This window comes from Anaerobiospirillum sp. NML120449 (assembly GCF_023051105.1).
Taxonomy (GTDB): domain Bacteria; phylum Pseudomonadota; class Gammaproteobacteria; order Enterobacterales; family Succinivibrionaceae; genus Anaerobiospirillum.
Genome location: NZ_JALKIL010000020.1, coordinates 61,486 through 85,579, shown reverse-complemented (window position 1 = coordinate 85,579; position 24,094 = coordinate 61,486). Strand labels below are relative to the sequence as shown.

The window sequence follows — 24,094 nt, the reverse complement described above, 5'->3', positions numbered from 1 at the left end:
TGAAACAGGCATCAAAATCAGTGATGCCCAGATGAAATCGATAGACATGGAACCCATTGGGCCATTTCCTCTCTGGAACTATCGAATCAATGGTTTTAAAAGATCAATTTAATTGCTTACAGTTCCTAAGCTGCACATGTCTAAGTTATTGCTTTGCTTTATTGTTTGTAAAGTATCTCTTATGTCACGACTGAAATATCTGCCGGGCGCAGCGGAGATTAGTGCAGCTCATGCGACACAGCAGTATGGATTGTTGATGGACGGCTCTTCCTGGCATACCTGAGATTGACTGGAGTTCAATCAATTAAGACAGGCAAATATCAGCTCCAGGGAGTAAGCTTTGTCATTAGAAGGCGGCTGTGCCATGTGCAGACGTGGGGGCCGTGCAGATAAAGCATGGCAGGCATCAGGAACAGTGACTGTTGCTGGCAAAGGCAGTGCAAAGGCAGTGGTACATGGCCGTGGAAATGGGCAGGTGGTGAAGTACGGAACTGACGTTAATGGTGGTATGGACTGAACGGACGTGAATGGTGGTGTGGACGGGACGTACTGGAATTGCGGGATGGACGCTATTGGCTGGACGGCCGTGATGGAATAAAAATGGAAATAAAATGTGCCAGAGCTGGTAAGCGCCGGTATTAAGTAAGATGGTTGTCAGGGTGGGAAATAAGAAGGGATATTACCGGACTGTGCCGGTAAAACGAAAATCATATTTTGTTGTCAGGTACCCTGATGGGTACTGAAAAATACATGACCCGGCGGGGATGCCGGGGCACTACTTATTCGGGCATGAACCTCCCGAATCAAGTGAATATCTGCAGAGCCGCTCGACAGCTCTGCAATTCCTCAGTTTGTTGATCAGGACCTGCAGTCAAAAGCCAGGCCACTGCAAAAAGTACAAGAATAATTTAAATGCGTCCCGAAGAACGCTGCTTTTTTAGTGATCTGGGAACTGCTGTTACTTTTAATGTTATGTCATTAAAAGATGGGCAGTGTATCTTCTTACAAGTCGGCCAGGTAAGTACAGGAAGAAATCTCCAGCTCTGCTGGAGCTGCATATGCCTGTAACAGGCTGGGCAGATGCAAATGCTTAGTGCTGAGCACCTGTAACGGACAGCCTGTTTACCCGGATATGCATATCTTAACCGGCCTTATTAATGAGCTCATATTATCAAAAGAAAAACTCTCTTGATAGATACTAAAAAGTACCTGCCAGCAACAGCTTATGACTGGCTAAATGGTGTTCCCTGAAACTGTCAGCATGCCATGGCCGCCCGTACGGGACCTTGAACTGTTGGCGGTGTTTTTCAGGAGCAGAAGAAGTGGCCAAAATTTTTGTCTGAAAAATCTGTCAGGCACCATTTTAGAGCATTGCCCTTTCTTAAATCACAGACAAAAGGCATAAAATGGCTTTTCTGCCATCTTTTTGTACCTGGCTGTTCCTGACAAAAAAAACAGCTTTGGCATGGTCCCAATGGCAGGGCCGCTCTGGGGCACCTGCAGCTGTCGTCTGCATTTATCTGGACAGTGGTATGTCCTTGCTTTTAGCCCAGCTCACCAGCCTTAACATGAGTCCTGACAGGGAGGGATATAAGCCGGGCAAATAAAAGTACAGAACCATGGTAAGTCAGGGGATCGAGCGTTTTCAGGGGCTTCATTGGATTCATGGGGTTCAGCGTATTCAGGAGATTCATGGGATAAAGACAGAGCCAGGGGCCGGGTCGTTACAGTACGTATTGTGTGGCCGGACGTATTGAGTGACAGGACAGGGGTGGGCCTGTAGCCTTTCCTTGAGCATGAATGATGAGTCGATCCTGTGCCGATCCTGTGATGGCCCAGAGCCTTAGCTCATTGGGGGATGCTGGGATGGTAGCTTTGCCTGCAGTTTCATATGCGCCTGTTCGTAAGTTCTGTATGGGCTTGCTGTATTGAGGTCATTGCGACTGCTGGGCAGTCGGGCGCCGGGAAAAGGGCGGTTACCAGGGCTTTGCTTTTTTGATGAGCTCTGGGCAATGGCTCTGGCCCTGGTGTTAAGGGCAAGTGCCGTGGCCGGGGCAATGTGCGGGGCAGAGGATGAGGATGGGGGCCAGTGGTCTTCTGGTCACTTATTGGGCCATGAGGCAGCGGGCTGTTTTGGGATTGTGGCGGCTGTGAGTGTGGGCTCGGGCGCAAATGGGGGGTGGTGGGGTGATCACAAATGGCTGATTTGTGCTGACTGGAGACATTGAGAGGGATAAAAAGTTTTGAAAAAATGCGGCCGTGAGGCTTGCAAGTCTGTATAATAAAGCACTTTTGTCTAACCAAGAGAGCTCTTTGAAATATGCATCCAATGCTTAATATTGCACAGCGTGCAGCTCGTGCAGCAGGTAATGTCATTGCCCGCAAAATCGATCAGGGTGGCTTTTCCGTAGAGGAGAAGCGTAAGGATGATCTGGTTACTGATGTCGATCGTGAGTGTGAAAACACCATTTCATCAATGCTGTTAAAGTCCTATCGCGATCACGCCATTCTCGGTGAAGAGGGTGGTTTACAGGGCAACAAGGACTCAGAGTACGTCTGGGTTATTGATCCTATTGATGGCACTACCAACTTTGTTAAGGGGCTCCCTCACTGTGCAGTTTCCATCGGTCTGCAGCACAAGGGACGTACCATCGTGGGTGTAGTATTTGATCCTTTCCGTGATGAGATGTTCAGCGCTGCCCGTGGCGAAGGTGCTTCCTTAAATGGCACCCGTATCCGTGTCGGTCAGCATCAGACCATAGACGGTGCCATTGTGGGCACTGCTTTCCCAACCCGCTACCGTGAGCGTCTTGACGCCTACATGGAGCTCTTCACTCGCCTGATTAACCAGTGTGCCGACGTTCGTCGCAGCGGCAGCGCCAGCCTCGATCTGTGCTACGCTGCCTGTGGCCGTTATGATGCCTACCTCGAGCAGGGCCTCAAGCCATGGGACTTCACTGCAGGCGAGCTGATTCTGCGCGAGTCCGGTGGTATCGCCACTGACTTTGCCGGCGGTCCTGGCTTTACCAAAAGCGGTAACATTGTCTCCGGTAACCCTCAGATCGTACAGAATCTGCTGGCCAAGGTATGTGATGCTCCAAACCTGCCAGGCATTCTGCGCTAAGCATTAGCATTACCTGCAAGATAACAGTTAAAACAAGGCCATATGATAAACATATGGCCTTAGTTATTTCCGGGCCAGGTAAAAGCTCTCCAGATCACATGAGCGGGCGCTGCCAGTCCGCATTTCAGACACTTTAATCCGCCTCGCTGCTGCAGCCGGGCGTTGTGCGGCAGGCAGGCGTTGTGTTGCAGCCATGCGTTGTGCTGCAGCAAGGCATTGTGCGGCAGTACGACTCTGTGCAGATAACCGTTTACGGGCCATCAAGGCGCCAGTATGGCCGGCAGCCATGGTACGCAGCTGTGCGCCGCTGCGGTCGTGCCTGTGACGCGTTGCCTGGGCTGAGCTGCGGGAGCCTTGAGGCGGTGGATGATGCCACGAGGGCGGTGCCGCCTGGCAGGGCCAGGTTTGAAAACGTTTGTTCTGTGGCGGCCAGTCGTGACGTTACGGTTATGAAAAAAAGGGAGGCTCCTTGCGGGGCCTCCCTTTTCTGTTTCAGGCGCTCACGGCCTCTGGGCCGGAGCGCTGTTTTATTTGCCTGAGGGGCAGACTTGCCATCAGTTGTCGGACTTGTCCTTGAATTGCTGGTAGCCCTGGCTTAATGAGCGGGCAAAGTCGTCCTCATCCTTCTTTGTTTCCGATGGGGCTGCAAGGAAGCTGGCAAATGCCTCCATGTCCTTGCGACGGCTTTCTTCCTCATCAGCCTCGGCGGCAGCCTGGGCCTGCACCTGAGTCTCGGCCTGATTGTCAGACTGAGTCTCGACCTGAGTTTCGGCCTGAGGCTGATCACCTTCCTGGCCCATGGATGGAGCCTGGTCCTGGCCCTGGACATGGTCCTGGCCCTGTGCATGTTCAGCGGAGCTGACAGCTTCGCTTTCGGCTTCGCTGTTCGCGGCGCTGGCTGACTCGCAGCTGGCGTCGCAGTCGGCAACAGTGCTGGCGTCGCTGGCGACGTCGGTGTCGGCGTCGGCGTCGGTGTCAGCATCGCTGTCAGACTGTGGCTTGCGGCGCAGCTGAGCTGGCAGGGCATTAATAATAGCTGAGGTTACCGGATGCTCAACTGGCTGCTCTGCAGTCTGCTCATCTGCCTGAGCGGCAAACTGATCGGCTGGAGCGCTGGTCTGCTGGTCGGCGGCGCCGTTGTCAGCGTCATTGCTGTCAGCTTCGCGGCTGCCGTGAGTCAGTGATTCAGGCAGGTCGTCAGTGTCAACGTCAGACAGAGCCTCATCATAGTCAAAGGAGCTTGCGGTGATGGATCTGAACTTGGCAGCAATAATGTCCTCACGGTCATCGCCGGCATCTGCTGGAGCCGGGGCCATGCGTGGGCTGTCAATTAAGGTGCTGTCCAGAACTGAAGCATCGTCAAAGCTGGAGACAGTTTCGGTGATGGCTGAACGGATGTTGCGGGTGCGGGCATCCTGATCAAGCTCTTCAGTATTGTCATCACGCATGACGCGGGCGTAACGGGCAGACAGACGATCCTTGCGATCAGCTGACCAGAAGTCAGAGACGCGGCGGGACTTCTCATATGGGCTCTCATCTGGCACCACCTCATCAGAGGTGTCGTCAGCATCTACTTCCTCATAGACCTGAGAAATGTGTCTGCGACCACGTGGCTGCTCTTCAGTGCTCTGACCCTGGCCATCGGCCGGGGCGGCCGGAGCAGCGCCTGCACTGGCAGCGCCAGCTGCTGCGGCACTGTCATCTGAAGTGTCACTGCTGACCTGATCCTGAGCACCTTGCCAGTCATTAAGGCCTGAAGCCTGATCGCTCATACCTTTGCCCTTGCGCTGCTTCTGAGCACGCTCCTGCTTGCGGGTCTTGCGTGGACGTCCGTCATCGCTCTCACCCTCGAGCTCATCAATAAAGGAGCTCTGATGGGCGGCATTGAGCATGTTCTCCAGATCATCACTGGCAACAGGCTCATTGCGTTCGCGGCGGCTACGGCCAGCGCGGCCCTCCTGACCCTCAGCATTTAATGCCGGCAGCTCGTCAGAGCCGGCCTCACGCTCGTCACGCTCGCGTTCCTGACGGCGGGAGCGACGGGAGCGACGACCATCTTCCTGAGCGTCAAGCTCATCTTCGCCACGCTCACGACGGCGCTCGGAGCGACGGCTTTCGCGACCGGCCTCACGGCTGTCAGCATCGGCCTCTTCACGCTCGGCGCGGTTGCGCTCACGACGGCTGCGGCCTGAGCCCTCAGCGCGCTCCTGGCGTTCACCACGTTCAGCGCGCTCGCGGCGATCGCTGCGCTCGGCAATGGTTTCATCAGCGCTGTCGCAGGCGGCATCAGCCAGGTCTTCGCACTGGGCGCTGTTCTTCTGCACTGGCAGTGGCAGGCTGGCGCGGGCGCGTGCCAGCTGGGCCTTTTCACGGCCACGTGGATCGAACTCACCAGGCTGGGCAGCCTCTGGCTGTGGACGTGAGTTGAAGTGCTGGTCCATCAGGGCCTGGGCATCTTCATCAGCCATGCTCAGAGCGGCTTCACAGCACTCAACACGCAGGGCTGCATGCAGACCACCGGCGCGCTCAGCCTTGACGAAGTCGGCACCGCAGTCGCAGTCACGATCTTCATGCTCGATGCTGAAGATAATTTCTACAGGGGCAGGCTCGCTGATGGTAGCAACCTCAGCACAGACGGTAGCCTCCTGCAGACCACCAGTGGTTTCAGCCTTGCGGAACTCACGGCCTTCCTCAAAGGTACGGGCAGTGATGTCACCGGCAAATGGAACCTCATGGTCCGGACCCTCACCCATAGGAGCAGAGGTCAGATTTTCCTCAACAAAGGCAAAGTTTCTGACCTCAGTAATGCTGGCTACGTCAAAGACTTCAGCATCGTTGAAGCCAAGAGTACGGGCATTGAGAGGAACTTTCTTTGACTGACGTGGCTCAGAGCGGCGGGAGCGGCGGTCATCGCGGCTGCGCTCACGACGGCGCTCACCACGCTCTGAACGCTCAGAGCGTTCGCCACGCTCACCACGCTCACGGCGCTCACGTACTGGAGTCTCATCAGCCTCGGCCTCAAAGCTCTCGCTACGATCATTACGCTCGTCGCGTGCACTGTTGCGGGAACGGCGTTCCTGACGTGGGCTCTGCTCAAAATCGTCACGCTCAGCTGCGCTGCTGTCACGATCCTGATCATAAGCGCTGTCAGCCTCATAACGGTCCTGACGGTCAAGGCGCTCACTGTCGCGATCGGCGCGATCAGGACGTTCGCCGCGCTCTGGGCGCTCGCTGCGTTCCTGACGTGCAGGGCGCTCGCTGCGCTCTGGGCGGTCCATGGAATCACGCTCAGGACGATCGTTGCGCTCCATGCGCTCGGCTCGATCCTGACGCTCGCCGCGCTCAGGGCGTTCGCTGCGCTCTGGACGCTCAGCGCGCTCAAGGCGTTCGCTGCGCTCTGGACGCTCGGCGCGATCCTGGCGCTCGGCGCGCTCAGGGCGTTCGCCGCGCTCCGGACGCTCGCTGCGGCTCTGACGCTCGGTACGCTCAAAGCGCTCGCTCTTGCGGCGATCGCGCTCCTGGCGGTCCGGACGCTCATTGCGGCGCTTCTGACCGTTACGGCGTGAGTTGCCATTGCGGCGGCCATCACTACGCTCAGTGCGCTCGGAGGCAGCCTGGTCACGGCTGTCAGCGGCTGCGTCCTGATCGCGGGCAGGCTGGGCCTGCTGGGCGTCATTACCCTTAATGAGGTTGCCAATGAAGGAGAAGATCTTGGAGAAGATCTTGCCGTTCTTGACCTCAATGCGGCCGTCATTCATGACCACATTACCGGCACGTGGCTGCTCGCTGTTCTTGAGATTGATGGTGTGCGGATCATCGCTGTTTTCATCAATCATGTGAGGAGCAGGGGAGTTGAGTGTAATGTCCTCAGTGAAGACCATAGGGGTTTCACGGGCGCCTGGCTGCTGCTGTTTGCGGGCGGCAAACTCACGGCGCAGCATGGTCTCCTGAACCTTGGCACGGTCGCGGGAAGCGCGCTCACGCAAAATTGCGGTAGGGTCGTCCTTGGAGCAGTCAAGAGGCAGGCTGGAGGCGCTGTTGAGCACACGATGAACCTCATAGCTTGGGGCCATCATGTGCTGATCAGGGATTACGGTTACCTTAATGCCGGTATTCTTCTCGATAGCCTCGAGCTGACGGCGCTTGTTGTTGAGAATGAAGGTGGCAATCTCAACGGGAGCAAAGGCCATGACGTCGCCTGTGTGCTCCTTGTGTGCTTCTTCCTCGACCAGACGCATGATCGATAAGGCCAAAGACGCGGTATCTCGAATGGTACCCTGGCCCTGACACATAGGACATACGTGGCTGGTGGACTCTTCAAGAGATGGACGCAGTCTCTGACGGGACATCTCAAGCAGACCGAAGCGGGAGATGCGGGAGAACTGTATGCGGGCGCGATCCTGACGGCAGGCTTCCCTCATGCGGTTTTCAATCTCACGCTGGTTCTTGATCGGACTCATGTCAATAAAGTCGATCACAACCAGACCGCCTACGTCACGAAGACGCAGCTGACGGGCAATTTCCTCAGCAGCCTCGATATTGGTCTGCAGAGCTGTTTCCTCAATGTCACCGCCCTTGGTGGCCTTGGCTGAGTTGACGTCGATGGAGGTCAGAGCTTCGGTTGGGTCGATAACAATGGCACCGCCTGATGGCAGACGTACCTCACGCAGATAGGCAGATTCAATCTGGCTTTCAATCTGGTACTTGGAGAACAGAGGGATTTCGCCACGGTACAGGCGTACACGCTCGGAGAACTCAGGGCGCACCAGCTTGATGTGATGAACAATGTGCTCATACACTTCCTTGCTGTCGACCAGAATTTCGCCGATATCAGGACGCAGATAGTCGCGGATAGCGCGGATGGCAATGCTGGACTCCTGGTGAATGAGGAAAGGAGCCTTCTTGGATGAGGCGGCCTTTCTGATCATTTCCCAGAGCTTGGTAAGAATGGAGAGGTCCCAGGACAGCTCTTCGGCACTCTTGCCTACACCGGCAGTACGGATAATCACGCCCATGCCATGAGGAATGTTGATACCCTCGAAGGCAGCGCGGATTTCAGCACGCTCTTCACCCTCAATGCGGCGGGAAATACCACCGGCACGCGGATTGTTAGGCATTAATACCAGGTAGGAACCGGCAAGGGAGATAAAGGTGGTAAGGGCAGCGCCTTTCTGGCCACGTTCTTCTTTTTCAATCTGAACGATAACTTCCTGGCCCTCGCGTAAAGCTGTCTTTAAGGAAGCGTGATCGCTGAAGTCAGTGCCTTCAGGATAGTATTCACGGGCAATTTCCTTAATTGGCAGGAAGCCATGGCGCTCAACGCCATAGTCAACAAAGGCAGCCTCAAGACTTGGCTCAATACGGGTAATTACACCCTTGTAGATATTGGCCTTCTTGTTGGCATGCTGTGGGGATTCAATGTCGAGGTCATAAAGCTTATTACCATCGACAAGGGCGACACGCACTTCTTCTTCTTGCGTGGCGTTGATAAGCATTCTTTTCACGGAAAAGATCCTTATACGGCAATCCTTCCTTCAGAGATCAGAACTCAGTCCCCAGGCATATCCCTGCATGCCAGCCATCAAAGCCGTCCCACATGCTCACAGGCCCTTATCCCACATCAAAAAAGCAACCTCAATAACCACCACACAATAAGCAGGCCCCGGCAGACCTGAGCAGAGCGTCGCTGGCACCGGCATGGCCCAAAGGCCAGCCCGGCCAGGTCAGGCCCAGGATGGGCCATGCACCGCACTGTGCCGGAAAAGGCACGCACGGCACGGCTGCAATATTCAACAGACCAGTAAGGCTATGAAACAGCCCTGGGTGCTAACAGCACTCAGGCAGCCAGTCAGAGGACGGTACGCACGTGTACTGGATGCGCACTCAGGCCTGCAGGCACAGAACCTGAGACCTTGAGGTCTTCGGTACTGGTGCCGTCAGGGCTGATACAGAAAGTGCCCAGCTGCGCGCAGGCGCTGATGCAGCCATGCCCGGCATGCCGGTCTGTGACTGTAATAGCTGCCCGGGCTGAGATGGCTCAGCTCACGTCATAGCTGGAGGTATTTTCTGTATTCCCGCAGGCAGGCTGACGCAGCCATGACTGGCCTGAATGCCGCCTGCCTGAACTGTTTGCTGTCAGGCAGCCGTTAAAAGGCTGTCTGAGTGTCTGAGTGTGGGTCAGCTGTTGCAGGGCCCGGTCTGAAAGCACGTCCGCAATGGGACCTGCCATCAGGTCTGCAACACTCAGGTCAGTTAAATTAAGTATGGTTGTTGAGGCTGAACGGCATGCCGTCCAGACAGTGCTCAGGGCATGAGGCTGCACAGATCTGTCAGCTTTAATGTGCACTCATGACATATCATGGTAATAGCACAGCGTAACTGGTTGTTATCAGCCTCAGGCTCTTTGCTGAGGTTGGGAGCGGCAGGCGCACAGGTGCGCAGTTGCACTGGTACGCAGGAGCGGCTCCCTGCTCTTAGCTGCATTTGCCTGGCTGGTGCCGGGCAGTGCAGCAGTGAATAAAGGCATATGTGCCAGAGGGCACGGTTATAAGACTGGATATATGGAAAGCTGGCGACTGCCGTTGCAGTGGAGAGCCGGATTTACCAGACCATGGTCATCACGAAGCAGAGTCATAATGCTCATCAAAAGGACATGCCCGGGGGCTGAGCCCGTTGCCAGCGGCCTGAGCCAGTGGCGCAAAGTGGAGCATGACAGGCAGCCAGCTCGTAAAACTGGATGACCTGACATTATGAATCTGTTGCTGGCGCGTCAGTGCACAGGCACAGGCCGATGCTGTAAGGCGGCAGCTTAAGATCCTGCAGGGATGTCAGATACCATAAGTCGCTGCTGTCATGAAAATGCGGCCTCAGGGCCGGGATTGAGACAGACATGCTCAGGTACAGTTGACAGGCAGGAATTTGTTCGTAAGACAAGGTCGGGCGCCCTGACAGGCACACGGCTGCAGTCCTGACCTGAAAGCGGGGACTGCTGCACTGCGCTCAGGGCGCAGGCCTCATGCATATACGGTTACGTACGCTGAAGTATTTCTGATCCTGTAAAAGTATTGATTGTTGGAATAAGCACTGACAGGCGCGCCTTATCTTCTGGGAAGAGGGGGCCTGAAAGAGCCACCGTGTCGACTCTTTATCGCTACTTGAAAGTCATTCCATACCGGGGGTTGCAGAGCCTGCTGGGTTAAGAGACAGGGACTGCTCCAGCCGGGCGGCATTGATGATTATTACCGTCAATTGGCTGTCTGCTGATTAATTGAGCAGCAGCATCGATGCCCGCAGGGGGCATGCTTTGCGGTATAACAGGGGCGAGATTATCAGACGCGGCCATAACTTTATGCCTTAAAGTGGCATACAGTGCCATATATCGGCATATGCAGGCACGGCTTGTTAAAGCAGTTTCTGCAGTCGGCCAGGGTTTACCATTGAGGATAAATGACCAGGGAGGCGGCACATCTGACGGCACTGGGCGGTCATGAGGGCAGGCTCATCCATGGTCTTTACCGGTAAAGCCAGGCGGGCAAGGGCAGATTACTGTCTGGCAGCAGTGGCTGCAGCCGCAGGCAATGATGGCGGTGCTGATTTGTTCGCAGGTATAACGGGCAGTTCCCAGGGCCGGAAATAAAGGGCGGGCAGTACAAGGACGGCAGGGCACAAAAGGGCAAAAGCAGCTGTACCGGGCAACTGACCTCAGCATGCTCATGACATTGCAGCAAAGTGAGGCAAGGTCAGAGTAACGAGGCGGGGCCATTACAGGTAACAGCAAAACCAGAAGAGCAGAACTGAAAAATACCGGCATCACTGCTGCGGCGGGGCCGCATGCCTGGGCCTTACAGCCTGTGCCGCCTGGACACTGCCACAGGTTTTGCAGCCAGTGCAGCAGGGCAGCATACCTCAGACCAGAAGGTAAGAGGGGGGCATTGTCGATGACTGAAAGGAGCTGGCCTTATCAGTCATGCTACTGTGATGAGGGTAAAGTTAAGCTGATGGTCGTGCTTTTGGGATGTGGTAACCGGCCGGGCTGCATATCCCGGGCTTATCCCGTTGCAGGCAGAGCAGGTTGCCGGAGGTGTTCCTTAACTGTAGCGTCTGTCTGCAGCCCTGAATCAGTCAGAGCACCGGATGTCATCAGGAAAGTAAAGGCTGATACCGGCACTCCCAGAAAGGGGAGTCTGCAGCACAGAAAGCAGGACAGCAGGTGTCCGGACTGTGCCTCTCTGCCAGTCAATCAAAAATGCACAGACTGACAGTCTTTGGCGACGTATGGCAGTGCCATACAGAGCGCACTGGCTGGACTGACGAGGGCACGATTAAAAGCCCCATGGTTAATCCGGCCATAACGACTGCTATTATCTAACAAAGGCCAGTCTGCAACAAGACATGCCGCATTAGACGCCCCGCAATAAACCAGGGGCTTTGCCTCATATCCCAGCCAGCATCGGCCGCACCGACGCCACAGAACTTTTCACCAGCCCCCAGCCTCAGTCATGCCATGGCAGCCAAATGGCTGCCGTCGCCACCTCGTGCGGCCAAAAAGCCAGCTCACCGCTCACCCTCGCAGACGGCAATCAGGCCGCCACCAGCCTGTCCGCCAGCAATCAGTCCGGCAGTAAGCATCCCTGCCAGCAGGCAAGCCGCCAGCAATCAGTCTACCAGCAGGCAATACGCCAGCAGGACGGCTGTAAGTCATCCGGCCTCCTGCAGTGAGGCCTTTCTTCCTTCCATGCCTAAATCTCACAATACGGCCCAGTCCCGTCCATGCCTGTGGCCAGAAACTTAGCCAGTAACAGGGCTGGTAACCAGCTGCAGGCCATGCCAGGTAATAAACCGTGTGCCATGAGCAAGACATCACAAAGTCTTACAGTAGACGCAGGAGGGCAGACAGGCTTTAAAAGAGCATACGAAAGCAATACATAGCCTTTATGCGCGGCATACATAAGACGCAATGACATGGATGGATACGAACATGGTCACCTGAGCTGGCTGAAGCTGACAATAATGACCGGCAAGTCAGTGGAGTGAGTGGGCTTAGTTTGCTAAAATATGCAGTTTACGAAACTTTTCAGCCCCTGAGATCTGCTACTTGCCGCTCTGCTTTGCAGCGCCGCAAGAATCAGTTCCAGTCAGGCACAGTAAAGTTTTTCAGCCACAGCCGGGAGGCTGTATTCAGGCACATATAGCATGAGCCCAAAGGATGCACTGCCAAATGGTGCGCTACCATCGGTGGCACTGCCAAAGGGTGCACCGCAGGCGGGTGCACCGCCAGCGGGTGCATGGCACAGCCATGCAGTTACCAGCTGCAGGCAGTCAGGGAAGCGCTGTAAGTGCAGCTCTTAGGAGCGCGGCATAAGATAATGAGGACGGTAATGGCACAGTCAGAAAATCAGGAACAGTTTAAGGTTACATACCGCACCGCCAGTGATGATGATGACGGTCAGCGCCTTGATAACTACCTGGCCCGTGTACTCAAAGGCGTACCACGCAGCATGATCTACCGTATCTTGCGTCGTGGTGAGGTCAGAGTTAACAAGGGCCGTGTCTCGCCATCCTACAAGATTAAGGCCGGTGACGAGATTCGTGTGCCTCCGGTAAGAGTAAGCACCGGTCCGGTAACCATTCCATCATCCAATCTGCATCTGGTCCAGGACCTCAAAAACCGTATTCTCTTTGAAAATGAGCTGCTGATTGTCGTGGACAAGCCAGCCGGTCTTGCAGCTCATGGCGGCTCCGGTATTGAGTTTGGTCTTATCGAAGCCATGCGCGCCCTTTATCCTCAGGAAAGCTTCCTGGAGCTTGCCCACCGTCTGGATCGTGAAACCTCAGGCGCTCTGATTATTGCCAGGCGCCGCTCAGCTCTGCGTAATCTGCATGAGCAGTTCCGTAACCGCGTAGTGAAAAAGCGCTACCTTACCCTGGTGCCAGGCAAGTGGGACCGCAAGGTCAACCTCGTTAACGCTCCTCTGGTAAGAAACGAGCTGCGCTCGGGTGAGCGTATGGTCGAGGTAAACTTCAAAGAAGGTGCTCCATCCTCAACAGGCTATGACATTGTTGAGAGCTTTGGCGCAGACGCCACTCTCATGGCCGCCATGCCTCACACTGGACGTACTCACCAGATTCGTGTCCACTCAGCCTATGTCAAACACCCTGTAGGCGGTGACGACAAATACGGTGACCGTCAGTTCAACGCATGGCTGAAGAGCCTGGGTATGCATCGCATGTTCCTCCATGCCTTCCGTGTCAGCTTTATCGATCCGGCCACCGACCGCGTCCAGAAGGTCGAGGCCCCGCTGCCTCCTGAGCTTGAGGCTGTCCTTGCTACTCTGCGCTCCCGCACTGACAGCTAACCACGCACCCCTCTCTCCAAATCAGGAGCAGCATCCAGCTATCGCTTTTCCAGCACATAACCGGCTGAGCACTGCTGCCAGCCAGACAGTCCAGGGACGCACCCTCAGCAACTGCACCTGGTGCTGTTAAACCTCGGGCCAGTTCGGATAATCCGCACTGGCCCGTGTTGTAAGTAGAGTACAGATAAAGTATCTCAAGCCCTTATTTTGATAACAGCAGGGGCTCTGTCAGTATATGGCTATAGCCATGACCACATCCCATTACCACATGAGCTCAGGCCTTCTGAGTTTTACATCAACAGTCAGGCAATGAGGCTTGCCTGTCATGTACAGGCAGTCATGCACAGTCAGCCAGTCACAGGCTGTCATGTACAGTCAGCAGGCACAGGCAGTCATGTACAGTCAGGAGGGCATAGTCAGGCACATGCAGTCATGTACAGTCAGGAGGGCATAGTCAGGCACAGGCAGTCATGCACAGGCAGGAATGCCCATTTGCCAATCAGATGCAGTAAGGTATGGCAAGTGCGTGAGCTGTCCACTGTATGGCCAGAGTATTTTAATATGGGGCAAAGCTCAGTCAGCCTGTTATCATAGAGCTCAGCTGTACATGCATGGTTATGGCAGCTGCATTAAGTCCAGATGGTACAGCCATTATGGATAGCTCAGAGCCTGCCTTGCTTTGCCACTCTATGACAGCCTGAGTCATTACAGACTCAGGACGGTATGAAAAACGCTCAGAAGTATGGCAAGCCCATTGAGCTGAGCAGGGGGCAATACCAGCACATGCGATACCGGTTTCACCGGCATCTGGCTTCCTGATGTAACCCAATTACAGGAAAAATTCCGTGACACTGAAATTTGATGATGGCCTGAAAGAGCAGATGAGCAATGTCAGGCTGATTGCCTTTGATGTAGATGGCACTTTAACTGACAGCATCGATCAGATCATTTTGTGCTTTACCCGCACTTTCAGCCATTGCGGCCTGCCTGTGCCTTCAGCTGAGGCTGTCAAAGGCACTATTGGCATGTCCCTGTACCTGGGCATCAAAAGCCTGTTGCCAGATCCGACTGACGAGCGCCTGGCAGCCGAGGTGACTCAGCTGTACCGTGATACTTTTGCTGTAAGCAAGGATATCAACGTAACCAGACTCTTTGATGGCACTCTGGACATGCTCGCTGCACTCAAGGACCACGGCTATGAGCTGGCTATTGCCTCAGGTAAATCAAAAGTAGGTGTAGACAGACTCTTTGTTGACGTACCTGAGCTCAAACAGTATTTCAGTGTAATCTGCACCGGTGACGACTGTGAGTCCAAGCCAAGCCCGGCCATGATTAATCTGATTTCAGCCAGGTCAGGTACCCCGGTTGACAGGATTATTGGTGTGGGAGATGCCGTTCTGGACATCCAGATGCTGCGCAACGCAGGTGCCCACGAACTGGCTGTCCTGACTGGAGCCTGCGACTACTATGCTTTTGATGACCTGGACACAGAGTTTATCCTGCCAAAAGCAACCGATATCCTCAAATACATCTGACCCTGAATCAGCTGACCAGCAACCAGTCAAGTCAGCATGAAAATACACCTTGCCCAGGGCATGCCGGGGCATGCCGGGTAAAGCATGGCAAAACCCGGCTTTGGAACCATAACCCCTCAGTCCGGAGTCAAAATCAGGGCAGTCTCTTTTATCTAAGTAAATACTTTATAAAATAAAAAGTAATGTCTGTAAGTTGATAATGAGCAGGCTAAAAATTCCTGTTCATATCATCTAAAACAAAAGAGGCCCGTTGCCATATGGCAGCGGGCCTCTTTGTATGTAACTGCATACAGCTGCAGTTTAAGCGCTCTTTGAGAGCTTAATAATGATTATCCGAGCAGGGACAGACCCAGCTGTGGACGTGTATTAGCCTGCATCAGCATGGAGGTGGCAGCCTGCTGAATAATGGACTGCTGGCTCAGATTTGCAGACTCTTCGGCAAAGTCAGCGTCACGAATTCTGCTGCGGGCATCGGCCTGGTTAGCAGAGACGTTAGCCTGGTTGCGAATAGAGCTCTCTAAACGGTTTTGTATAGCGCCCAGGTCGGCTCTCTGACCATCCACTGCACCTATAAGCTTGTCGATTTCAGCTAAAAGCTTGTTTGCTTCTTCAGCAGTTGCCATCTTTACTGCTGAGTTGGCCTTATCATAGAAGTTTGCAATGTCGCCATCAGCAATACCGCCAAGCTTGGCAATATTGGAGAAGCGCATTGAGTTCACTTCAAAGGTAATGGTATCGCCGCTGTTAGCTCCTACCTGCAGGGTTAACTTGCCCTTGGCATCGTTATTACCACCATTCTTACCGTAGATAGCATTGTCGTTGCCACCATCAAGCACGGTTTTGCCAGCAAAGGTGGTCTTCTGTGCAATGCGGTTAATTTCCTGAGCTAAAGCATTAGCTTCTTTGTTCAGTGCTGTGCGATCTTCGGCAGTGTTGGTGCCGTTAGCCGACTGAACGGCAAGGGTACGAATCTTCTGGAGCATGCCAGAGATCTCGTCCATGGCACCTTCAACGGTCTGGGCTAAGGCAATACCGTCGGAGCTGTTGCGGTTGCCCTGGTTCAGGCCATTAATCTGGGTAGTTAAACGGCTGGAGATCTGAAGGCCGGCTGCATCGTCCTTTGCAGAATTGATTCTCAGACCTGAAGAGAGTCTTTGATAGGTAGTAGTTAACTGATTCTGTACATTGTTAATATAGCGGCGTCCGTTTAAGGAGCTCACATTTGTATTTACATAAACTGCCATGGCTATAGACCTCAAATTCGCACGTGTTGACTTGTGAGATAAAGCTTTTGTTTATCTGCCTGTTCTGTATATCGTCCCAGGGCAGGGATAATTGGCCCAAAGGCCTGTAAAAGCGGTTTCCACATAAATACCGTAATATTTGTGCAAAGTACACGTATCTAGATACATGTATCTTATGTGCAAAACGTCTTTGTTATGGCTAATGGATGGCATGTTCATGCCGGTTTTATGTTGCCGGATTTAATGCAGAATATTATGCATTTTGGCCCATATATCGCTGTCTGTGTATGAATCACAGTATGACTTTTATCAGGGCGAAGAAGCTGAAAGTTTGGTGGGCGGAGCTGATAAAAATGAAAATTTCGGAACCTTGAGCATATGAAAAAAGCCATGTGAGTATTTTCAGCATGGCTTTTTCGCAAGTCAGGCCCGACGGCTGCCGCCTACCTGGCTGGCCTGCGGCGGGCCGGCATGAAGCTGCCTGGGCGTCGTAGCCGCAGCTTGTCTGGTATGGTCTGGTCTGGTTAGCTGCAGCTGCTTTGGTATGGTCTGGTTAGAAGATTATGTTGCTGACGCGGGCGCGGCGGGCTTCGTCGTGGCTCTTCATGATTTTGACGCGGCGATCGTCACGCATGGAGACTGGACGGCCTTTCTTGGCCTCAAAGTGCCGGCGCAGTACCTCGTAGTCGTGGACACGGCGCTCGTCCTTGCATACCTGCATACGCTCGTCAGCACGGTCAATTACCTGCTTGAGGCTGTCCTCTTCGCCGTTCTCACCCCAGGTGGCGCAGCCAATACCAAAGCAGATTGGTACCGGTCTTTCCTCAAGAGGTACGGCGGTCTCATTGTAGAAATTGGTCTGCTCACGAATGCGCAGAATCTCGAGGGCAATATCCTCGGCACGGCCCGATGGGCAGTTTGGAATGATGACCAGGAACTCGTCACCGGCAAGACGCAGGATCTCAATATCGGTTTCTTCTTCGGCACTGTTTGCTGTGGCGGTGTTGATATTGCCACTGCGCTCTTCCTCAGTGGTGCCGGTCTTACCGGCTGCAATCTGCATGGCGCCTTCTTTGATGGCAGTGGCAGTATCGTTGACGATAAAACTGCCCTCGCTGTCCACAGTGACACCGGCTGTTACTGCTGCAGCATTGTCTGCCGCAGTGATGGCCTTATCAGCAGATACTACAGTAGTGCCCTCCTCTGGAGTCAGAGCTGCACGGCTGGTAACGGATGGAGCAAGAGCTGAGGTGCTGGTGCCACTGCGGGAAAGCTCCTCGCGTACCCGCTGCTCTGCTTCCTGCCTTACCTTTTCCAGAAGACTGCGGTGATAGCTGCACAGAGGGCTGGAGCATAGAGGCTCATAGAAGTCACGATCGCCATAGTCTGGCGGTACCGGTACTGATCTGTCTTTAGAGGAGAGCTGATCGTTGACTGAGGCAACGGCTTCATGAGCCTTCTTAAAGCGTATGTAATCAGCTGAGTTAACGCGCTTTACAGCATCGTGGATGATGTCACGGGTCTTGATTAGCAGATAGTCGCCATGGCTGTGACCAAGAATGTCATTGGTCAGCTTGAGGCCGGAGACATCAATGAAGATGATGGATACAGGCTGATACTCCTCTTCTTCGTAGCGCATGGCATTTTGCTGGAAGAAGTTTCGGTTGTGCAGACCTGTCAGTGAGTCGGTAAACATCATGAGCTTGATGTTATCAAAGCTGCTCTGTACCAGATTGATATTGGTTACCGAGCCAATGCCACGAATGGCAATACCATCATCATTACGCTCCTGCACCAGGCCACGGCAGATAGCCCAGATATATTCGCCATTTTTGTGGCGCAGACGCATGCAGCTTTCAAAGTAGTCACCATACTGAGGAGAAAGCTTGATCTGACGGAGCACCAGAAAGAAGTCGTTATCGTCCGGATGGACCAGAGTTTCGACCAGATCAGCCAGAGTTTTTGGGAACTCTTCTTCAGTAAGACCCAGCATGGCGTGCATGGAGGCAGAGCATACGATATTGCCCTCAAGACCTTCCCACATGTACATGCCGTCACCTGACATCTCACGCGGGATAAATTCAGAGTGCGGGCTGGACTCGTGGGACATGTAACCTGTAGCCCATATAGCCTGACCGGTTTCATCACGCTCAAGCACAGATCCCTGAATGATAAAGGTCTCACCCTCATAAGGGCCAGAGATCATGGTGATTCTTTCAAAAATCACGTCACCGAGCACGCTCTGACGCATGTTCATGGCAAAACGTGCGGTATCAAATGCCGAAACGTGGCAGATAACCTCTGGTACTGGATACCATTTGTGATACTCGGTCTTACCCATACAGGCAGCGCAGATCTCGTCCATAAGGAAGCTGTCAGAATTGCCGTCATAGACCCAGTGGCCCTGAAGTCGGGCATATGGGAAGGTGTTATGGGCGACAGCATAGGAGACATTCTTGCGCGAAAGGCTGCGGCTTTCGCTATTTGTCTGCTCCACTGCAGCTGCAGTATTGTCCTGCTGTCCTGACGAGGCTGCAGAGTTTTGTTCAGCGCTGTGATCTGAGGTATCTACATTGTCGGTCATAGGGATAGTCTATCCAGAGGTAAAAACCGGCCCTGAAATCTGGGCGATGACAGGGCAGTTAACAATTGAGCCCCTGAGGGGCTCAATATGTATAGCAAATCGTGGGAGAGCGCATGGACGGCTGCGGTGCTGTCCGTAGACGTCAGGCACGGCCTGGCCCTGCATTCATGGACTTGCACTGCCATGCGCAGCGCGCTGGCATGTGGCGGCGCGGTGTAGCAGCGCAGGCTGAGCGCCGTGGCGGCGCAGTGTATCAGCAGAGCCTGCCGTCAGGCAGGGGCTTTGCTGGCGGGCGGGCGCTGCCATGGGTAATTTTACGCAAAGAGGCGCTTATCGGTCATGTCTATCTTCTGCTTGAGTGAGTTTTCGATATAGGCACGGACCATTTTGTAGTGTTCGTCGTGATTACGCTTCTTGTTGACCTGCATGAGGCTGTCTGCCTCCTGAATGGCCTGATAGAACATGCCCATGGCTTCATTGCGGTCACCCTCATCAAGCTTACGACCGGCAAAGGCTGTAAGGTCGATGGTGCGGGTGCCTACGCTGAAGAATACCGGCATACGTACCGGAGCCAGAGCGTTATATTCAGTTACTGCAGCTTCAACACGCTTTTCAATAACAGCGGCCTCTTCTTCATCACAGCCCTGCAGAATACACACTACCTCATCACCACTGATGCGAATGCATTCATGCTCACGTTCCATGCAGTTTTGCAGCATGATGGTGGCAGAGCACAGCAGACGGTCGCCTACAGCATGACCAAGGTAGTCGTTATAGGCCTTAAGGGCAGTGACGTCAGCAAAAAGAATGGTCAGAGGGCGGGTTGCCTCATGGATAAATTCCTCCATGTGGGCAATCAGGTAAGTACGGTTGCGCAGTCCGGTGAGAATGTCGGTAAACACCTTGCTCTGCAGTTGTTCATAGCCCTGAATAACGCGGTTGATGTCGATATTGATGCCCAGAATACGGGAGGCATGTTTACGGTTATCACGTGCTACTGCCATGCCTATGGATTTGGTCCAGATGTAGGAGCCGTCGCGGCAGCGTGAGCGGTACAGAAATTCAAAGCTGTTGCCCACTTCCTCAGACTTGATCAGGATATTTTCCTTGCGCAGGGTCTCAACATCGTCAGGATGAACCACATTCTGCTGCCACTGACGCTTTATAAAAGGAACCTTGGCATCATTTGGATGATATCCCAGCAGCTCATAGTAGTTTGAACCAAAGATGCATTCACCTGTAGGGACAAACCAGTCAAATGAGGCACTGTCAGTTACGGCATGAGGGATAAGCTCAAAGAGGTACGATGCCACACGGGTAGTTGTGACATTGATATGGCTGAGCCTGCCGTTGGCAAAAAGGGCATTGAGCTTGATGTAAAGCTTGGTTCCGGCCAGCTCTCCATGGCTGAGCACAATGGCAAAAGAGGCGCTGTCACAGGAGTGACGGCCTGACAGACTTGGAACGAATGAGTCATCACCACTGCTTTTGCCGCTGCGCTTTGTGGATCGCTGATTACGGCGCTGCACATCATATGCGTCAATGGCAGCATTGGCACTGTGCATGGACATGGCTGGGGTACTGGTCTTACCGCTGAAGGGATCAGTACCAAATGCTACTACTGGTGCACCAGACAGAGTGCCTGAGTTGGTAGGGGCTGTCTTAGGAGCAGGGGAATTAACGGACAGGCCATTTGAGCTTAAGGTATCAATCCAGCCGTTAGGGGCATGTTCAGCCGGGGCTGACTTTATCCTGGCCAGCTGATGGGCATGCTTTTCCTGAAGCTCACGCTCAATACGCAGCTCTTCTTCATCCGGGGCCTCAAGACCGCTGTTGTGCACACCACGGCGCAGGCGGCGTGCCATGCACAGCTCAAGCGCAGCCTCTGGATCATTCTTGGCGTCCTTGAGGGTACGGACATAGGCAAAGGCTTTATGGATAACTTTAAGGCCAAAAGGGCGCAGCAGGGCACGCGGCGACATCCAGCGACCGGCAAACTCAGGGCCGATGCTGAGCATGGAGGCAGCATTGGCATCAATGAAGATAGCCTTGCGGTCTACAACATACAGACCAAAGCCAGGAATGCTGACTTTGCGCTCAAAGCTGTATTGAGCTCTCATGCCCTGTTTTACTTCTGTCTTCATACAAAATCGGCGCTGCCAGGGTCATATGACCAGAGCATGGCGCCTCCCTCGCTTTCAAATTCGCCAAATGGTCTTTCCTGTCAGAAAGGATAAAACCACCTGCAGTAAGGAAGTCATCTCTGCCGGAGCAATGTCCTCCGGTCAAAGTTCAAATCAATGTTAACGCTGCTGCACAGCCAGGCATGGTGTCTGGCGGTACAGTCAGAAAGTTTCAAAAGTTTCAGTGTTACTCACCTGCCCCATATGCTTTATGAGCTTTTCAGCTCATATGGCTGCACCCGCATATGCGTGGCAGGCATGCGCCCAGTCTGGTCCCTGCCATGACGGCTCTTCGCGCCGGCTGCACTCTGTACTCACCGGTGTGGCCGGGAGGCTCACAGGCAGCTGCTGCTGTGCATCTTGCCGGGCTGCATTTGCATTACTGTATGGTACCAGGGATCTGTGCTTTAAGGGGCATTGCATATTGCTGATGCCACCTTGCACCGTGCACCTGTCACCATGAAACTGTCACCCTGCACCTGGCAGACAGTGCCTGACACCGGACATGCGCCGCATACTGCACCTTGCAGACAGTGCCCGACACCGGACATGCGCTGCATACTGGTCGCATGTGGCTGTAAGTCCCGTAGGCGAGCAATACTGGCTAATACTGTTAAGAGCTGATATCCAGACCATGCACTTGTCAGTGGCAGCGCTGGATTGAGCATGCTGTTAAAAATACTGCAGCCAGTGGCTGCAGCGCTTACATGCACCGTACATGACTGTGGTCACTGTAGCTGCCATGGGCTTTTGCCTGCATGGCGGTGCACTGGTTATGGTTTTCAGATAACCTCCCGTAGGAGGGGCTCTCTCAAATCCCCGCAAAAGGGGGCGAGCTGCACTTGCCTGTGGCCTTGCAAGGACCGCTGTTAACAGGGCCTGGACGTCAATCGGCTCTGGCTGACCAGAGGTTTGCAGGAAAAGTCCTGATGGCCTCATGGGCTGTCTGTGAGCTGCAGACTAATGCTGGCTCTGCTGGCAGTAACAGGTCCTTAGCGTCGGGACTGCAGTATGGCCATCCCTGGCAGTACAGCCGGCCACATTTTGCGGCCTGAAAGCTAAAGTGCTGCGCCATGCCGGGCTGTGACAGTCATTATTGGTCACTGTATTGTCGTCTTGTCGGCATGGACTTTCCGGGCATGGCAGCAGGCTGCATTTTTCAGCCGTAGAGCTTAAATGCAGTGCCATGCCTGGCTTGTGATATTCATTGTTTTTGTAATGTATTGTTTTCCTGTCGGCATGACCTTTATGGGCATGACAGTTGGCCGTTTTGTGCGGCCTTGCAGCTAAACTTCAAAGTGCTGCTCCATGCCGGACTGTCCTGTGATATTCATTATTTGTCACCGTATTGTCGTCTTGTCGGCATGGTCTTTCCGGACATGGCCGCTGGCCGCATTTTGCGTCATTACAGCTAAGTGCTGCGCCATGTCTGGCTCTAATACTCATTGTTGCACTGTGTTTTTTGTCCTGCCTCTATGGCATGAGGTCATATTCATCAGATCAGCTTATAACGGCCTGGCAGCAACTTTCTCCCTTATTACAGATTCATACCGCCTTGCAGGAAAGAGCGCCTTAACAGGAGCGGTAAACAGCCCTGATAAGAATGACTGCCACAGTATAGCTGCGCTTGCGTCAAGTCATTTAGAGCGTCTGCTGCATCTGCCTGTACGGGTACGGCAGCATTCATTCATATGCAGCTGCTGCTGACTTTTTGCCACCGGTAAGGGCGGCTTGTGAATGGCCTGAAAATAAGTAATCCAGCTCTTGCCAGCACTTAATCCAGGACAAAATATAGATGCAAAATACGCATCTATAGCCTGCTAATTATAAGTGATATTTGCAAAGCCATATGCCCCGTTGAATGGCTTTTATTAAACCAAAGACTGAAAGTTTGACCCGGGCCGCAATTATTAAATCCAGGAAGCTGACTATATCAGCCACTGACAAAAGTTTACGCAACTATAGATTTATATTTATAAAATCTGTTGTCGCTGGCTAAAAAAGCGGCTGCTACGCATGATAAGCATGGTCTGAAGAAAATGTCCAAATGTACATAAATATGCAGACATACTTGTTTACCAGCAGGGCCTTTTTAGGGATCGCACTCCCGGAACCTTAGGGCTGGCATGAGCTGTCGCTCAATGCCTGAGCTGCCACTGCAAACAGATATACGGGCACAGGCGCGGGCATCATGGTACAGACGGCCAGCCATACTGCGGCTGCTGGCGCATCATAAATCTGCCAGTGCAGCATAAATCAGCATGCCCAGGCTCACAGCTGCAGCATGGCAGCCGGGGCTCTGTGAGTTGGAGAGCAAGCCCAGCCCTGAAGCCATAAGCACACTTCTGAGGCCGTAAGTGCCAGTCTTAAAGCTGTAAGCACACTTCTGAGGCCGTAAGTGCCAGTCTTAAAGCTGTAAGCACACTTCTGAGGCCGTAAGTGCCAGTCTTAAAGCTGTAAGCACACTTATGAAGCCGTAAGTGCCAGTCTTGAAGCTGTAAGCGCAGGTCATGAGGCCTGGTGGCATATGGATAGCTGTCATGTGACCGTACTGTGCAGACGCGCTGCCGCCGTCTTTGCCATGGCTACAGTCATGGCAATTACCGGCTGGGCGGTGTCGGGATATGCAAGGCGGGTTTTGCAGGTCTTACTTGCCTTGATGGCCTTTTTGCACCTTGTATGGCGCTTCATGCAATCCAGCAGGTTAATTTTGAGCATGCCGACAGCGCTTTCAACATGCAATCAGGGGGCTGTTGCCGCGCTGTGAATTCCATGCCTTAACAGTATGTCATTGATTGAATTAGCATCAGCACAGCTACAGTCATTTTGATTCATTTTTGTGAGAGCTCTCGCCTGTCTCTTATCTGTGATGATCCCGCGTACTGGCAAGCCTGAGGCAGTAATGGCCCTGCTGTGTAAAGTCTGATGTGCCGGCCCTGGTGGCGGCCGCAGTTTTGCTGCTGACATGCTCGCAACACCTGAATTATGGGGCCAGGTGTATCTGTGCATGAAGCGGCAGTGGTTCATGCTGGCGCTGCAGGAGGTGCCGCATCGCGATGGCGCTGCAGC

7 protein-coding genes are annotated in these 24,094 nt (G+C 53.7%); 3 read left to right on the top strand and 4 right to left on the bottom strand.

All coding sequences use genetic code 11. From position 1 onward, the window contains the following. The first annotated feature begins 2,329 nt into the window (after positions 1-2,329). A complete protein-coding gene (locus MXE41_RS07240; RefSeq protein ID WP_348647422.1) occupies positions 2,330-3,124 on the top strand; it encodes an inositol monophosphatase family protein in 795 nt (264 codons plus the stop codon). A 554-nt stretch (positions 3,125-3,678) separates the two neighbouring features. On the opposite strand, the gene MXE41_RS07235 is transcribed toward MXE41_RS07240, so the two are convergent. After that, positions 3,679-8,619, bottom strand: a complete 4,941-nt coding sequence (locus MXE41_RS07235; RefSeq protein WP_247100023.1) for an Rne/Rng family ribonuclease — start codon at positions 8,617-8,619, stop codon at positions 3,679-3,681. Positions 8,620-12,501: 3,882 nt separating this feature from the next. Between MXE41_RS07235 and rluC the strand changes: the two genes are divergently transcribed. Beyond that, complete coding sequence (rluC, locus tag MXE41_RS07230) at positions 12,502-13,479, top strand: 23S rRNA pseudouridine(955/2504/2580) synthase RluC (RefSeq protein WP_247100021.1); 978 nt, start codon at positions 12,502-12,504, stop codon at positions 13,477-13,479. Between the two features lie 845 nt (positions 13,480-14,324). Then, on the top strand, positions 14,325-15,014 hold the full coding sequence (locus tag MXE41_RS07225; protein ID WP_247100020.1) for an HAD-IA family hydrolase: 690 nt from the start codon (positions 14,325-14,327) through the stop codon (positions 15,012-15,014). A gap of 329 nt (positions 15,015-15,343) precedes the next feature. Here MXE41_RS07225 and MXE41_RS07220 read toward each other — a convergent pair whose 3' ends face one another. The 3 genes from MXE41_RS07220 to MXE41_RS07210 form a co-directional block, all read right to left on the bottom strand. Then, entirely contained in the window at positions 15,344-16,258 is a 915-nt protein-coding gene (locus MXE41_RS07220; RefSeq protein WP_247100019.1) for a flagellin, read from the bottom strand. A 553-nt stretch (positions 16,259-16,811) separates the two neighbouring features. After that, positions 16,812-18,842 (bottom strand): diguanylate cyclase, encoded by a 2,031-nt coding sequence (locus MXE41_RS07215; protein WP_247100018.1) that lies wholly within the window; start codon positions 18,840-18,842, stop codon positions 16,812-16,814. Between the two features lie 314 nt (positions 18,843-19,156). Then, positions 19,157-20,986, bottom strand: a complete 1,830-nt coding sequence (locus MXE41_RS07210; RefSeq protein ID WP_246977438.1) for a diguanylate cyclase — start codon at positions 20,984-20,986, stop codon at positions 19,157-19,159. Positions 20,987-24,094 lie beyond the last annotated feature (3,108 nt).

What these genes read in the sequence shown, in the direction of transcription:
- MXE41_RS07220 (WP_247100019.1), bottom strand. Translation starts at nt 16,258, where the DNA reads ATGGCAGTTTATGTAAATACAAATGTGAGCTCCTTAAACGGACGCCGC.
- MXE41_RS07215 (WP_247100018.1), bottom strand. Translation starts at nt 18,842, where the DNA reads ATGACCGACAATGTAGATACCTCAGATCACAGCGCTGAACAAAACTCT.
- MXE41_RS07210 (WP_246977438.1), bottom strand. Translation starts at nt 20,986, where the DNA reads ATGAAGACAGAAGTAAAACAGGGCATGAGAGCTCAATACAGCTTTGAG.
- MXE41_RS07240 (WP_348647422.1), top strand. Translation starts at nt 2,330, where the DNA reads ATGCTTAATATTGCACAGCGTGCAGCTCGTGCAGCAGGTAATGTCATT.
- rluC (WP_247100021.1), top strand. Translation starts at nt 12,502, where the DNA reads ATGGCACAGTCAGAAAATCAGGAACAGTTTAAGGTTACATACCGCACC.
- MXE41_RS07235 (WP_247100023.1), bottom strand. Translation starts at nt 8,619, where the DNA reads ATGCTTATCAACGCCACGCAAGAAGAAGAAGTGCGTGTCGCCCTTGTC.